General features: G+C 73.9%; 12 protein-coding genes. 10 read left to right on the plus strand and 2 right to left on the minus strand.

Going from position 1 to position 13,251, the window contains the following annotated elements:
* Positions 1–27 precede the first annotated feature (27 nt).
* From ABD357_RS12780 to ABD357_RS12820, 9 genes are all read left to right on the plus strand, one after another.
* Positions 28–1,695: a carbamoyltransferase family protein gene (locus ABD357_RS12780; RefSeq protein ID WP_344389866.1), complete on the plus strand. Its 1,668-nt coding sequence runs from the start codon at positions 28–30 to the stop codon at positions 1,693–1,695.
* Positions 1,692–2,777: a glycosyltransferase family 2 protein gene (locus tag ABD357_RS12785; protein ID WP_344389868.1), complete on the plus strand. Its 1,086-nt coding sequence runs from the start codon at positions 1,692–1,694 to the stop codon at positions 2,775–2,777. Before ABD357_RS12780 ends, ABD357_RS12785 begins: the two co-directional genes overlap by 4 nt.
* Positions 2,774–3,754 (plus strand): D-glycero-alpha-D-manno-heptose-1,7-bisphosphate 7-phosphatase, encoded by a 981-nt coding sequence (locus ABD357_RS44660; RefSeq protein ID WP_425584837.1) that lies wholly within the window; start codon positions 2,774–2,776, stop codon positions 3,752–3,754. The genes ABD357_RS12785 and ABD357_RS44660 overlap by 4 nt, the downstream gene beginning before the upstream one ends.
* Positions 3,751–4,842, plus strand: a complete 1,092-nt coding sequence (locus tag ABD357_RS12795; protein ID WP_344389870.1) for a glycosyltransferase family 9 protein — start codon at positions 3,751–3,753, stop codon at positions 4,840–4,842. Before ABD357_RS44660 ends, ABD357_RS12795 begins: the two co-directional genes overlap by 4 nt.
* Positions 4,839–5,804 carry a glycosyltransferase gene (locus ABD357_RS12800; protein WP_344389871.1) on the plus strand — a complete coding sequence of 322 codons (966 nt, stop codon included), beginning with the start codon at positions 4,839–4,841 and terminating at the stop codon, positions 5,802–5,804. Before ABD357_RS12795 ends, ABD357_RS12800 begins: the two co-directional genes overlap by 4 nt.
* Positions 5,801–7,069 carry a glycosyltransferase gene (locus tag ABD357_RS12805; RefSeq protein WP_425584839.1) on the plus strand — a complete coding sequence of 423 codons (1,269 nt, stop codon included), beginning with the start codon at positions 5,801–5,803 and terminating at the stop codon, positions 7,067–7,069. The genes ABD357_RS12800 and ABD357_RS12805 overlap by 4 nt, the downstream gene beginning before the upstream one ends.
* A 107-nt stretch (positions 7,070–7,176) precedes the next feature.
* Complete coding sequence (locus tag ABD357_RS12810; RefSeq protein ID WP_344389872.1) at positions 7,177–7,818, plus strand: D-sedoheptulose-7-phosphate isomerase; 642 nt, start codon at positions 7,177–7,179, stop codon at positions 7,816–7,818.
* Positions 7,815–9,215, plus strand: coding sequence for a D-glycero-beta-D-manno-heptose 1-phosphate adenylyltransferase (gene rfaE2, locus ABD357_RS12815; RefSeq protein WP_344389874.1), 1,401 nt, complete (start codon positions 7,815–7,817; stop codon positions 9,213–9,215). Before ABD357_RS12810 ends, rfaE2 begins: the two co-directional genes overlap by 4 nt.
* Positions 9,212–10,270, plus strand: a complete 1,059-nt coding sequence (locus ABD357_RS12820; protein ID WP_344389875.1) for a glycosyltransferase family 9 protein — start codon at positions 9,212–9,214, stop codon at positions 10,268–10,270. The genes rfaE2 and ABD357_RS12820 overlap by 4 nt, the downstream gene beginning before the upstream one ends.
* Before the next feature lie 126 nt (positions 10,271–10,396).
* Here the strand turns inward: ABD357_RS12820 and ABD357_RS12825 are convergent, their stop codons facing one another.
* The gene (locus ABD357_RS12825; protein ID WP_425584848.1) at positions 10,397–11,665 is read right to left on the minus strand and encodes an MFS transporter; all 1,269 of its coding nucleotides are present in this window, start codon (positions 11,663–11,665) and stop codon (positions 10,397–10,399) included.
* A 517-nt stretch (positions 11,666–12,182) separates the two neighbouring features.
* On the opposite strand from ABD357_RS12825, the gene ABD357_RS12830 reads away from it, so the two are divergent.
* Positions 12,183–12,938, plus strand: a complete 756-nt coding sequence (locus ABD357_RS12830; protein ID WP_344389878.1) for an SDR family oxidoreductase — start codon at positions 12,183–12,185, stop codon at positions 12,936–12,938.
* A 107-nt stretch (positions 12,939–13,045) separates the two neighbouring features.
* Here the strand turns inward: ABD357_RS12830 and ABD357_RS12835 are convergent, their stop codons facing one another.
* Positions 13,046–13,240 carry a DUF2795 domain-containing protein gene (locus tag ABD357_RS12835; RefSeq protein WP_033319846.1) on the minus strand — a complete coding sequence of 65 codons (195 nt, stop codon included), beginning with the start codon at positions 13,238–13,240 and terminating at the stop codon, positions 13,046–13,048.
* Between the last annotated feature and the right edge of the window lie 11 nt (positions 13,241–13,251).

Consider the following 13,251-nt stretch of genomic DNA (forward strand, 5'->3'; position numbering starts at 1 on the left):
CCGCCGAACGACCTGGGGACTCACTCCATGCGCATCCTCGGAATCAACGCCCTCTTCCACGACCCCGCCGCCGCCCTCGTGGTCGACGGCAGGACTGTCGCCGCCGCGGAGGAGGAGCGGTTCTCCCGGCGCAAGCACGGGAAGCGGCCGGTGCCGTTCTCCGCCTGGGAACTGCCGGAGAAGGCCGCCGCCTGGTGCCTGAAGCGGGCGGGGCTGCGCCCGCAGGACCTCGACGCCGTCGCCTACTCCTTCGACCCGGCACTCGCCCGGCCCGCCGCATCCATGGGTCTCGACGACCCCTGGGACCACCTGCGGCTGACATACGCACGCGAGGCCCCCGGATTCCTCAAGACCGCGCTGCCCGGCCTCGACCCGGGCATCGTCCGCTTCGTACCGCACCACATGGCCCATGCCGCATCCAGCGCCTTCGCCGCGCCCGACGCCGAGCCGTCCTCCGTACTCGTCCTGGACGGGCGCGGGGAACGGGCCTCGCACCTGGCCGCGTACCGGATACGGGACCGGCTGGCATCCCTGCACGCGCAGGAGCTTCCGCACTCGCTCGGGCTGGTCTACGAGGAACTCACCGAACACCTCGGATTCCTGCGCTCCTCCGACGAGTTCAAGGTGATGGCCCTCGCCTCGCACGGCACCCCGCGCATGCTGCCCGAGCTGCGCCGCCATGTGTATCCCACGGGCGACGGCGGATTCCACGCCACCGCCGTGCCCTGGCACGAACTGTGCGCACCCCGCGCCCCGGACGAGCCCTGGACACAGGACCACGCCGATACGGCCGCCAGCGCCCAGGCCGTCCTGGAGGAGACACTGCTCGACCTCGTCCGCTGGCTGCACGGAAAGACGCACCACAGCACGCTCACCCTCGCCGGAGGCGTCGCCCTCAACTGCGTCGCCAATACACGGATCGCCCGCGAGGGCCCGTTCTCCCGGGTGTGGGTGCAGCCCGCGGCCGGTGACGCCGGTACGGCCCTGGGCGGCGCGCTGCTGCTCGCCGCAGGCGGCGGGGACGGGCCGGAGCCCATGACCGGGGCGGACCTCGGACGGGACTGGACGGACGCGGAACTCGGCGCCTGGCTGAAGACGGCCGCCGTACCGTTCGACCGGCCGCCCGACATCGCCGAGACCGTGGCCCGCGCCGTCGCGGACAACCAGATCGTCGCCTGGTTCCAAGGGCGCTCCGAGTACGGCCCCAGGGCGCTCGGACACCGCTCGCTGCTCGCCCACCCCGGCCACGCGGGCAATCTGGAACGGCTCAACGACGTCAAGGGACGCGAGCAGTTCCGGCCCATCGCCCCGATGGTGCTCGCCGACCGCGCCGCCGAGATCTTCGACGGGCCGCTGCCGAGCCCGTACATGCTCTTCGTCCATGACGTGGCCGAGCCCTGGCGCGAGCGCATCCCGGCCGTCGTGCACGTCGACGGAACCGCCCGCATCCAGACCGTGGACCCCGCCCGTGAGCCGCTGGTCGCCCGCATGCTCGGCGAGTTCGAGCGGCTCACCGGACTGCCCGTGCTGGTCAACACCAGCCTCAACACGGCGGGCAGGCCCATGGTGGACGACCCGCGCGACGCCCTCGAGTGCTTCGGCTCCTCGCCCGTCGACCTCCTGGCCATCGGGCCGTACGCGATCCGGCGTGAGGCCTTCTTCCGCTCCGCCATGGCCGAAGGAGGCGCGCGATGACCGCGTACGGAGACGGAGAGGGGGCGCCGGAGGACAACGGGGCGTACGCCGTCGTGATCCCCACCCTGGGGCGGCCCAGTCTGTCCGCGTGTCTGCGCGCGCTGGCCGATGCCGGTGGCCCCAGGCCGATGCGGGTGGTTCTCGTCGACGACCGCCCGCAGGCCGATGCGGCACCCCTCCCGGTCGACGTTCCGATGTCGCTGCGTTCCGTCACCACCCTCGTACGGGGCCGTGCCCGGGGACCGGCCGCCGCACGCAACACGGGGTGGCGGGCGGCCGGCCGCGTGCCCTGGATCGTCTTCCTCGACGACGACGTGGTGCCCGGCCCCACCTGGGGTGACGACCTCGCCCTCGATCTCGCCGGGGCGACGTACCGGACTGCCGGGATCACCGCCCGCATCCGCGTGCCGCTGCCGAAGGACCGCAGGCCCACGGACTGGGAACGCAACACCGCCGGGCTGGCCACCGCCCGGTGGATCACCGCCGACATGGCGTATCGACGGGAAGCGCTGGAGGCCGTCGGCGGCTTCGACGAACGGTTCCCTCGTGCCTTCCGGGAGGACGCGGACCTCGCCCTGCGGGTGCTCGCCGAAGGCTGGACGCTGACCGCAGGGGCCCGCACCACGACCCACCCGGTACGTCCGGCCGGCCGCTGGATCTCCGTACGGCTCCAGGCGGGCAACGCGGACGACGTACTGATGACCCGGCGACACGGCCGCGACTGGTGGAGCAGGGCGGATGCGCCACGGGGTCGACGGGCCCGGCACCTGGCAGTGACGGGAGCGGCGGTGGCGGCCGTCTCCTGCGTCCTTGCCGGCAGACACCGCGCCGCTTTCGCCTGGGCTGCCGCCTGGCTGGCCGGGACCGCCGAGTTCGCCCTGGCCAGGATCGGGCAGGGGCCGCGAACCCGGGACGAGGTCATCACCATGACGCTGACCAGCGTGCTCATCCCGCCCGCCGCCACCTGGCACTGGCTGCGCGGGCAGGTGCAGCACCGCGCGACGCTGCCGCTGCGCCCGCACGAGGCCGGCGAGCCGCCGCGCGCACGGAGTGAGCCTGTCCAGGAACGGGTGCGCCCATGACCGGCCCGTGGCTGTTCGACGGACCGTCGGCCCCGCTGTCACGGCCCCCGAGCGGCGCCCTCCCGGCGGCGGTCCTCTTCGACCGTGAGGGCACGCTGGTGGCCGACGTCCCCTACAACGGCGACCCGGCGCGGGTCGAGCCGATGCCCGCCGTCCGGGACGCCGTCGAGGCGGTACGCGCCCTGGGGATCCCGGTCGGGATGGTGAGCAACCAGTCGGGCGTGGCGCGCGGCTTGTTGACGTACTGTCAGGTCGAGGCCGTACGCCGACGAGCGGACGACCTCCTCGGCCCGTTCGCCGTCTGGGCGATCTGCCCGCACGGCCCTGACGACGGCTGCGACTGCCGAAAACCGGCACCGGGCCTGGTGCCGGCCGCCTGCGACCGACTCGGCGTCCTGACCGAACGCACCATCGTCATCGGCGACATCGGCTCCGACATGACAGCAGCCCACGCCGCGGGTGCTCGCGGCGTGCTGGTGCCGACGCCGGTCACCCGCCCCGAGGAGATCGAAGCCGCCGAGTCCACGGCTCCCGACCTGCTCGCGGCGGTGCGGCTGGTGCTGGGCCCGGGTCTCAACGGGCCGAAGTCCATGCGCCGGGCGGGAGTTGTGCCGGGGCGGCCGGGGGCAGTGGATCCGGCTGAGGGCGCGAACTCGGCGTGCCGTGCGGCGGGCGGGCCCGAGTCCGGGCACGGCGTCGACGGTGTGCGCCGGACGGAAGCGGTGGCGGATCGAACGGCGGCGGTGGCTCCGGTCGGTTTCGCGGGTCAGGGGCCAGTGGATGCGGCGGCGGTCGTGAAGCGGGCGTGTTGGACGGCAGATGCGTACGAGCGCGAGGCCGACGGCGTGTGTCGGGCCGGACCCGGGCCGGGCCGGGCTTCGGTCACGCGCCAGGGCGACGGCATGTACGCAGTCGGCCCGGAACATGCCGCGTCCGCTGCCAAGCTCGTCGGCCGCACGGCGGGGGAGGCGTCATGACCAGTCCCCGCATCCTTCCCCGCACCCTCGTCGTGCGGCTGGACAGTGCCGGTGATGTGCTGCTCGCCGGGCCCGCCGTGCGCGCTGTGGCGGACGGGTCCTCGTACACCGCGCTGTTGTGCGGGCCGCAGGGAGCGCAGGCGGCGCGGCTGCTGCCGGGGGTGGACGAGGTGCTGACTTACGACGCCCCCTGGGTGGGGTTCGAACAGGTGCCGGTGTCCCGCGCGGAGACGAGCCGGCTGCTGGACACGCTGTCGGCCGGCCGTTTCGACCGGGCTCTCGTGCTCGTCTCGTACCACCAGAGCCCGCTGCCGATCGCCCTGCTGCTGAAGCTGGCCGGAGTCGGCTGGACGGCGGCCGACAGCGAGGACTACCCGGGAGCCCTGCTCGATCTGCGGCACCGCAGGCTGCCTCACCGGCACGAGGCGCTCGCGGCGCTCGACCTGGCCCGGGACGCCGGGTTCGCCCTGCCGCCCGGCGACGACGGGGCGCTGCGTATCGAGGCACCGCCGGACACCACACACCTGACCGGACCCGAGCCGTATGTGGTGCTGCATCCCGGCGCCGCCGTACCGGCCCGCGCGTGGAGCCCCGCGAGGGCGGCCCGGGCCGCCACTGCCCTCGCCGCCGAGGGATACCGGGTCGTGGTCACCGGCGGGCGCGCGGAGCGGGACCTGACCGCGAAGGTCGCCGGACAGCACGCCCTGGACCTCGGCGGCGCCACCGATCTGCGGCAGCTGGCGGGTGTGCTGGCCGGGGCGCGGGTGGCGGTGACCGGGAACACCGGGCCCGCACATCTCGCCGCCGCGGTGGGGACGCCGGTCGTCTCCCTGTTCGCACCGGTGGTTCCGGCGGAGCGCTGGGCTCCGTACGGCGTGCCGCACGTTCTGCTCGGCGATCAGGGCGCGCCGTGCGCGGAGAGCAGGGCCCGCCACTGCCCGCTGCCGGGGCACCCCTGTCTCGACGGGATCGGCGACGCCGAGGTGCTCGCCGCCGTGGCGGCGCTCGACGAGGACCGGACGGAGCCCGACGCGGAGCCGCCCCGCGAGGGCGGCAGCTCCGAAACGGAACGAGGAGCGACCGTATGAACATCCTGTTGTGGCATGTGCACGGCTCCTGGACAACGGCATTCGTCCAGGGCCCGCACACATACCTCGTTCCCGTCACACCGGCCCGCGACCCGGACGGCCTCGGCCGTGCCCGTACGTACTCCTGGCCCGCCTCGGTGCACGAAGCGGCCCCCGAAGAACTGCGCGACACGCCAGTCGACCTGGTCGTTCTCCAACGGCCGCACGAGCTGGGACTCGCCGAGGAGTGGCTCGGCGGACGCCGCCCCGGGCGGGACACGCCCGCCGTCTACCTGGAACACAGCGCACCGGACAGCGACGTCCCCCGCACCCGGCACCCGTTCGCCGACCGGGACGACGTGACCCTGGTCCACGTCACCCACTTCAACCGGCTGTTCTGGGACTGCGGCTCCACCCGCACCGAGGTGATCGAGCACGGCATCGTCGACCCGGGGCAGCAGTACACCGGCCGGCTCGCCCGCGCGGCCGTCGTCGTCAACGAGCCGGTGCGGCGCGGCCGTTACACCGGCACGGACCTGCTGCCCGCCCTGTCCGAGGCGGCACCGCTGGACATCTTCGGCATGCGCACCGAAGGCCTCGCCGAGCGTCTCGGCATCCCCGCCGGCCGCTGCCGCACCGCCGATCTGCCCCAGAGCGAGCTCCACGCGGCCCTCGCGGAGCGCCGCTGCTATCTGCACCCGGTGCGCTGGACGTCGCTCGGCCTGTCCCTGCTGGAGGCCATGCACCTGGGAATGCCCGTCGTCGCCCTCGCCACCACGGAGGCCGTCGAGGCGGTCCCGCCCGGCGCGGGCACCCTCTCCACCCGCCCCGACGTACTCGCCCAGGCCGTCCGCCACTACATGGAGGAACCCGGGGCCGCGGCTGAGGACGGCGCACGCGCCCGCCAGGCGGCTCTCGGACGGTACGGCCTCAAGCGCTTCCTGGACGACTGGGAGCGCGTGATGACGGAGGCGCGCGCATGACCTACGTCAGCACACCCACCGGCACGTCCCCCGGTCCGCTCGGGCCCGACACCATGGAGATCGCACTCGTCTCCGAGCACGCGAGCCCCCTCGCCGTGCTGGGCGGCGTCGACGCGGGCGGCCAGAACGTGCACGTCGCCTGCCTCGCGAGCGCACTCGCCGACCGCGGCCACCGCGTCACCGTCCACACCCGGCGCGACTCGCCCGACCTGCCCGACCGGGTGCCGCTGCGCGAAGGCGTCGAAGTGCACCACGTGCCCGCGGGACCGCCGGAGCCGATCCCCAAGGACGAACTGTTGCCCCACATGGGCGCCTTCGGCCGCCACCTCGCCAGGACCTGGCGGGCCCGGCCGCCCGACCTGGTGCACTCGCACTTCTGGATGTCGGGCCTCGCCTCGCTGTGGGCGGCCCACCGGCTGCGACTGCCGATGCTGCACACGTACCACGCGCTCGGCACGGTCAAGCGACGCCACCAGCAGGACGCCGACACGAGCCCGCCCACCCGTATCGCCTGGGAGAGGGAGGTGGGCCTGGGCTGCAACCGGGTGCTGGCCACCTGCCGCGACGAGGTCGTCGAGCTGCAGCGTATGGGCATACCCGCCGAACGGATCACCATCGTGCCGTGCGGCGTCGACACCGACCGCTTCACCCCCCGAGGGCAGGTCGCCGAGCGCGGCCCGTACCGCCACCAACTGCTCCAGCTCGGCCGCCTCGTCCCCCGCAAGGGCGCCGCCGTCTCCATCACCGCGCTGACCCTGCTGCCCGACACGGAACTCGTCGTGGTCGGCGGCCCCACGCCGGACCGGCTCGACACCGACCCGGAGGTGCGCCGGCTGCGCGAGATCGCCCGCGCGGCCGGCGTCGCCCACCGGGTCCGCTTCACCGGAGGGGTGTCCAGCGAGGACGTGCCGCCGCTGTTGCGGGCCGCCGACGTGGTGCTGTGCCCCGCGGACTACGAACCGTTCGGCATCGTCCCGCTGGAGGCGATGGCCTGCGCGAAGCCGGTCGTCGCCAGCGCCGTCGGCGGGCAGCTGGACACCGTCGCCGACCCGGGCACCGGACGCCTCGTACCGCCCCGTGATCCCGAGGCCCTCGCCCGCGCGGCCGGTCAGCTTCTCGCCGACCCGGCGGCGCGCGAGGCCTGCGGGGCCACGGGCCGCCGCCGCGTACTGAGCCGCTACGGCTGGTCGCGGGTCGCGGCGGCCACCGAGGAGGCGTACTGCTCGGTGCTCGACGCCGCGCCCGCCGTGACGGGGGTGATCTGACATCCCGTACTCGCACCGGTCCGACCGACCGCAGCGCCGCAGCACCGTCGCACGAAGGAGGTGCGGGTCCGGCCGTCGTCCTCCGCGACGCGGTACGCCCGATCATCATGAGGGAATTCGCAGCGTCCCCTTCACTTGATGCCGCGCACCTGCACTGCCGGTCACTGCAGCAGGCGCTCGGCCGGTTCCGCCGGGACGGTCTCGTCCGGGTCGCTGAGTGGGGCGGCCGGCTCGCCGCCGTCCTGCCCGCCGGCGGGCGGCTGCTGGCCGCCGGCAACGGCGGCAGTGCGGCACAGGCCCAGCATCTGACCGCCGAGCTGGTGGGACGGTACCGGCACGAGCGGCCCGGCTATTCGGCCATCGCCCTGCACGCGGAGACGTCCAGCGTGACCGCCATCGGCAACGACTACGGGTTCGAGCACGTCTTCGCCCGGCAGGTGTCCGCCCACGGCCGCCCCGGGGACGTCCTCATGCTCCTGTCCACGTCCGGCCGCAGCGCCAACCTGATCACGGCCGCCGTGACGGGCCGGTCGGCGGGGCTGCGCGTCTGGGCGATGACGGGGCCGCGGCCGAATCCCCTCGCAGAGGCCGCCGACGAGGCCCTGTGCATCGACGCCGACAGCACGGCGACCGTGCAGGAGGCCCACCTCGTCGCCGTACACCTCCTCTGCGAGTGCTTCGACGCGGCGCTCGCGCCTGCCCCCGGCACGGTCCCCAGCACGGTCGCGGCCCACCGGAGGGCATCGTGAACGAGCCGAAGCCCCTCGTGGTCGTCGGCGACGTCCTGCTCGACGAGGACATCGAAGGCACCGCCACCCGGCTGTCCCCGGACGCCCCCGCCCCCGTCGTCGACGTCACCGGCGACCGGCGCCACCCCGGCGGAGCGGGCCTGGCCGCCGCACTGGCGGCCCGGGGCGGTCGCGAAGTGATCCTGGTGACCGCGCTCGGCGACGACCCGGCCAGCGAAGCCGTACGCCGCGACCTGCGCGGCAGGGTCCATCTGCTGGAGATCCCCCTCGACGGCACGCTGCCGGTCAAGACCCGCGTCCTCGCGAGCGGCCGTCCCGTGGTGCGGATCGACCGGGGCGGCGGCATCCCCGGCGAGCCGGACGACGCGGTACGCGACGCGCTGGCCCACGCCCACGCCGTACTCGTCGCCGACTACGGACGCCACACCGCGAACGCCGTACGGACCCATCTCGCCGCCGTCGCCCCCCGTACGCCCCTGGTCTGGGACCCCCACCCCAAGGGCGACACGCCGGTGCCCGGAGCACGGCTCGTCACCCCGAACGCGGCGGAGGCGCGCGCCCTGCGCCCCGGCGCCGGCGAATCCCTGCGCGCGTACGCCGAGCGGGGCGCGGAACTGGCGGACCACTGGCAGGCGGCAGGCGTCGCCGTGACCCTCGGGGCCCGCGGTGTGCTGCTGACCAGGCCCGGCACCCGTACGCCGATGCTCGTCCCGGCGCCGTACCAGGCCACCGGCGACCCCTGCGGCGCGGGCGACTGCTTCGCCGCGACCACGGCCGCGGCTCTGGCGGACGGGGCACTCCCTGAGGAGGCCGTGCAGCGGGCGGTCGCCGAAGCCGCCGCGTTCGTGTCTGCGGGCGGCGCCGGGAACCCGGCGCTGTGGCGGACGGCTCCCGCGTCCCGCCCCGAGGACGCGCCGACGACCGACGCGTTCGCCCTCGCCGAGCGTGTCCGGGCGCGCGGCGGCACGGTGGTCGCCACCGGCGGCTGCTTCGACCTGCTGCACGCCGGCCATGTCGGCCTGCTGGAGAGCGCCCGGCGGATCGGCGACTGCCTCATCGTGTGCCTCAACTCGGATGCGTCCCTCGCCCGCCGCAAGGGCCCGGGCCGCCCCCTCAACCCGGAGGCGGACCGTATCCGCGTCCTCGCGGCCCTCGGCAGCGTCGACGCCGTCGCGGTCTTCGAGGAGGACACCCCCGAGGCACTGCTGAGCCGCCTGAAGCCCGACGTGTGGGTGAAGGGCGGCGACTACTCCGTCCAGGACCTGCCCGAGGAGGAGGTGCTGCGCGCCTGGGGCGGGCAGGCGGTTGTCCTGCCCTACCTCGACGGCCGCTCCACCACGCTGCTGGCCCGCCGGGCCGCACAGGCCGCCGTACCCCTGCGGCCGCCACCGCCGTGAGGTCCTCGGGGACGAGGCCCCGGGCGCTGGTACTGCGCGCACTGGGGCTGGGCGACCTGCTGACCGCGGTGCCCGCCCTGCGAGCACTGCGACGCCACCTGCCCCGGCACGAGATCATCCTGGCCGCCCCCGAGCGGCTGACCGAGGCCGCGGCGGCGACCGGACTTGTGGACCGCCTCCTGCCCGCCTCCGCCCCCGGACGAGGGGTGCCCGCACATCTGCCCTGGGACGGACCACCGCCCGACTTCGCCGTCGACCTGCACGGCAACGGCCCGCCCAGCCACCTGCTCCTCCAACGGCTCCGTCCCCGCAGGCTCCTCGCCTACGCGCACCCCGACACGCCCGACATCTCCGGCCCCGCATGGCAGCCCGACGCACACGAACGGGAACGCTGGTGCCGACTCCTTGGCTGGTACGGCATCGAGGCGGACCCGACGGACCTACGCATCCCGCCGCCCACCACGCCGTCCCCGGCCCCCGGCGCGATCGTGGTCCACCCTGGAGCGGACGCCGTCGCCCGCCGCTGGCCCAAGGAACGGTTCGCGGCCGTGGCACGGGAGCTGTACCGCGGCGGTCACGATGTCGTCGTGACCGCGGGCGGTGGTGAGGAGGGCCTGGCTCGCTTCGTGGCAACAGAGGCCAAGCTGCCGGCGGCCGCGGTGCTGGGCGGCGCCGGCGATGTGCCGTTCGATCAGCTGGCCGCGCTCGTCGCAGGGGCCCGCTGCGTGGTGGTCGGCGACACCGGGCTCGCCCACCTGGCCACGGCGCTCGGCACTCCGTCCGTCGTCCTGTTCGGCCCGGTCGCCCCTCGCCTGTGGGGACCGCCTGCCGATCCACGGCACCGGGTGCTGTGGCATCCCGGGACCGACGAGTCGGCACGCCCGGGGGACGCACACGGCCGGCTGCCTGACGAACGGCTGCTGCGGATCACGGTCGGCGAGGTCGTCGAGGCGGTACGCGGATTGCCGGAGCCGGACACGCATCCGTTGCATCCGCCCTACGAGCGTCGGAGGCCGGCGCAGGGCCCGCCGCCGTTGCCGGAGAGCTCGTACTGAGCACCCCGGCAAGGGCGGGCAGCGGAGTCCTGGGTGGCTGCCGCGCCGACCGTGACGCGCCGCGCGGCGGCGCGCCGCGTCGGCCGGGCGGATGGCCGGACGCCGACTCCGCCCGTCCGCGAGGACTCAGGCGGCCGTGCTCAGCCCCGGCTGCGACGTCATGTCGCGTTCCTCCGTCCGAAGGACCACCGCCTTCGTGGTCCGGCGTTCGCGCAGCACGTAACCCGCTCCGATCGAACCGGCGATGATCAGCCCGCCTGCCACAAGGGCGCCGCGTGCCCCGGCCAGCTCCATGAGGAGCCCCAGCGCGGGCGGCCCCGCGAGACCCCAGGCCGTACGAATGCTGCCCCACACGCCGAGAACGCGTCCCCGCAGATGAGCGGGCGGGTCGGTCTGCAGAACCGTCGTCCCGGCCGTGTCGGAGACGGACTCCACCACGGCCATGGGCAGGACGAGGACCAGCAGCAGGGCGAGCGACGGCGAGAGCCCCGCCACCGCCTGGAGGAGGCCACCCGCGGCAGCCAAGGTGCCCACGACCCGCACGGAGGGCCGGCGCAGCCGGGCGCCAAGCACGGCGCCGAGGATGCCGCCGACGGCGAGAACCGTGGAGACCGTGCCGAACGCCCCGGCGCCCCCGGCGAGCGGCCCGGTGACGAGCACGGCCAGCGTGAGCGAGTAGTTCCGCCCGAAGACCGCGCTGATGCCGGTGACACCGGCGAGCGCGACCAGCCGGGGACGGCGCATGAAGAACGCCAGACCCTCCCGCATGGTCATGTCCTGACCCGCGCTCTTGGAACCGCGCTGCGCCGGAATCGCGGGCGACGGAACCTCAGAACGCCGAGCCGCCTTGTAAACCGGCCGGACAAACGGAATGACCGAGGCGACGAAGAGAAAGGACACCCCGTTCGCGGCGTACGCGGCGGCCGTGCCGAAGAAGCCGACCGTCACCCCCGCCAGCGCGGTACCGGCGAGCCGGCCCGCGTTGGACACCAGCGAGCCCACCCCGATCGCGGAGGGAACATCCTCCGTACGTACGAGATCGTTGCCCAGCAGCGAACACGCCGGCGCGTCGACCGTGGCGATGAGACCGGTGACGGCGGCCAGCACCATCAGCACGGGAACGTTCAGCTGATCGACCGCCACCAGGACGGCCGTCACGAACGCCACGGCGCCGAGCAGCGCCTGGCTGACACCGGCGGTCAGCTTGCGGGGCCAGCGGTCCACGGCCGCGCCGCCGGCGAGGCTCATGAGCAGAGCGGGCGCGGCCTGCACCGACACGGAAAGACCCGTGGTCGCGGCGGATCCGGTGATCTGCAGGACCAGCAGGTTTTGCACCGTGAGCTGCATCCAGGTACCGGCGTTCGACACGAGGTTCGCGACGGACCACCAGCGCATGCTGCGGTACTTCAGGGATCGCCACGGCGAACGGGACTCGCTCGAGGGCGGCACATCGGTGGAGGCAGGGGAGGGCATGGGTGCGGAAGGGGAAGAAGACACAGTGAGGTACTCGTGAGACGAGTCCGGGGACTCAGGCGGAGGAATCGGCGGGAACTCGGAATGCCGGCTGCGCTGCGCGGCCGCTCCACCGGATCGGCGCCGCCCATCGTGGCAGACGGGACCGCCGAGTCCGGACCGAAGCCACTGCGCCTCGGTGCCGCAGAGGTATGAAGTCCCCGAGCCGGTAGGGGAATTGACGCCCGCCGTGGGGTTGATCACAGCACCCGAATACGCACATACGACACGGACCGGACGCCGGGGAAAGTGGCGACGGCCACAGCCGCACATCCCGTCGGCGGGCTGTTCCTGCGGGCTAATCCGACGTGCCGGGCCTTTCCGTCACGGTCACAGTGGGACGTGAACCGGTCGCCGAGCGTGAAGGGCACCATCCGGCGGCACGACGGAAGGCGGATACATGGGCGGCGCAGACGGCGCGGTACAGGTCGATCTCCACGGCAAGCAGGCGCTGGTCACCGGCGGGGCACGAGGCCTGGGCGCCTCGATCACGCGGAAGCTGGCCGGAGCGGGAGCATCCGTACTGGTCGCCGACGTGCGCAAGGACCTGGCACAGGAACTCTGCGACGGCCTTGCCCGGGAGGACCGCGACGCACGCTTCGTGGAGATGGACGTACGGGACGCCGACGCCGTCGCGGAGGTCTTCCGGGACCTCGAGGAGACCGGGCAGACGGTGGACGTGCTGGTCAACAACGCCGCCGTCGACGTCACCAAGCCGATCGAGCACCTGTCGGCCGACGAGGTGACGCGAGTCATCGCCACCAATCTGCTGGGGCCCATGTATCTGTGCCTGGAGACCTACCGGCGCATGGTCGCCCGTGGCGGCGGCCACATCGTCAACATCCTGTCCACGGCCGCGAACCGCACCTGGACCGAGGCCGGACCCTACTCGGCCGGCAAGGCGGGTCTGCGCGCGTTCACCCACACCTTGTTCAAGGAGGCGCAGCGGGACTGCCAGGGGATCGGTGTCACCGGGATCATCGCCGGCGGCATGCACACGCCGTTCATCCTCGACCGGTTCCCGGACGCCGACGTATCGATGCTGCAGAGCCCCGACATCGTGGCCGACACCGTTCTGTACGCCCTCTCCGTCCCGGCCGGCAGCGCCGTGTCCGAACTCGTCGTCGTCCCACGCAGGGAACCGTCCTGGCCCTGACCGCCCGGGCCCGCCACCGTCCAGGCGGCCATGAAGCAGCCTCCAGGCGTTCGTCAGAACTACGACGGCCGGGGCACAGGGCCCCGGCCGTCATGGACGGAAGTCGGTCACTGGCCGCCGAAGACGGCCTTGCTCACCTCGGCAGGGTTCTCGAACTTCTTCTTCCCGAGGTGCGAGATGCGCTCGGTGAGTTCCTTCGGCGCGCCGTTGTCCCGGGCGGCCTTCGCAAGCTTCTTGGGGTCGGCGGGGTAGTCCACGCCGGACAACGCCTTCTGCAGGTCGATGGGGCTGACATCTGCCATGGTGCCCTCCA

The organism is Streptomyces vastus, assembly GCF_039532825.1.
GTDB classification, from domain to species: Bacteria; Actinomycetota; Actinomycetes; order Streptomycetales; family Streptomycetaceae; genus Streptomyces; species Streptomyces vastus.

What these genes read in the sequence shown, in the direction of transcription:
- ABD357_RS12780 (WP_344389866.1), top strand. Translation starts at nt 28, where the DNA reads ATGCGCATCCTCGGAATCAACGCCCTCTTCCACGACCCCGCCGCCGCC.
- ABD357_RS12785 (WP_344389868.1), top strand. Translation starts at nt 1,692, where the DNA reads ATGACCGCGTACGGAGACGGAGAGGGGGCGCCGGAGGACAACGGGGCG.
- ABD357_RS44660 (WP_425584837.1), top strand. Translation starts at nt 2,774, where the DNA reads ATGACCGGCCCGTGGCTGTTCGACGGACCGTCGGCCCCGCTGTCACGG.
- ABD357_RS12795 (WP_344389870.1), top strand. Translation starts at nt 3,751, where the DNA reads ATGACCAGTCCCCGCATCCTTCCCCGCACCCTCGTCGTGCGGCTGGAC.
- ABD357_RS12800 (WP_344389871.1), top strand. Translation starts at nt 4,839, where the DNA reads ATGAACATCCTGTTGTGGCATGTGCACGGCTCCTGGACAACGGCATTC.
- ABD357_RS12805 (WP_425584839.1), top strand. Translation starts at nt 5,801, where the DNA reads ATGACCTACGTCAGCACACCCACCGGCACGTCCCCCGGTCCGCTCGGG.
- ABD357_RS12810 (WP_344389872.1), top strand. Translation starts at nt 7,177, where the DNA reads ATGAGGGAATTCGCAGCGTCCCCTTCACTTGATGCCGCGCACCTGCAC.
- ABD357_RS12825 (WP_425584848.1), bottom strand. Translation starts at nt 11,665, where the DNA reads ATGCGCTGGTGGTCCGTCGCGAACCTCGTGTCGAACGCCGGTACCTGG.
- ABD357_RS12830 (WP_344389878.1), top strand. Translation starts at nt 12,183, where the DNA reads ATGGGCGGCGCAGACGGCGCGGTACAGGTCGATCTCCACGGCAAGCAG.
- ABD357_RS12835 (WP_033319846.1), bottom strand. Translation starts at nt 13,240, where the DNA reads ATGGCAGATGTCAGCCCCATCGACCTGCAGAAGGCGTTGTCCGGCGTG.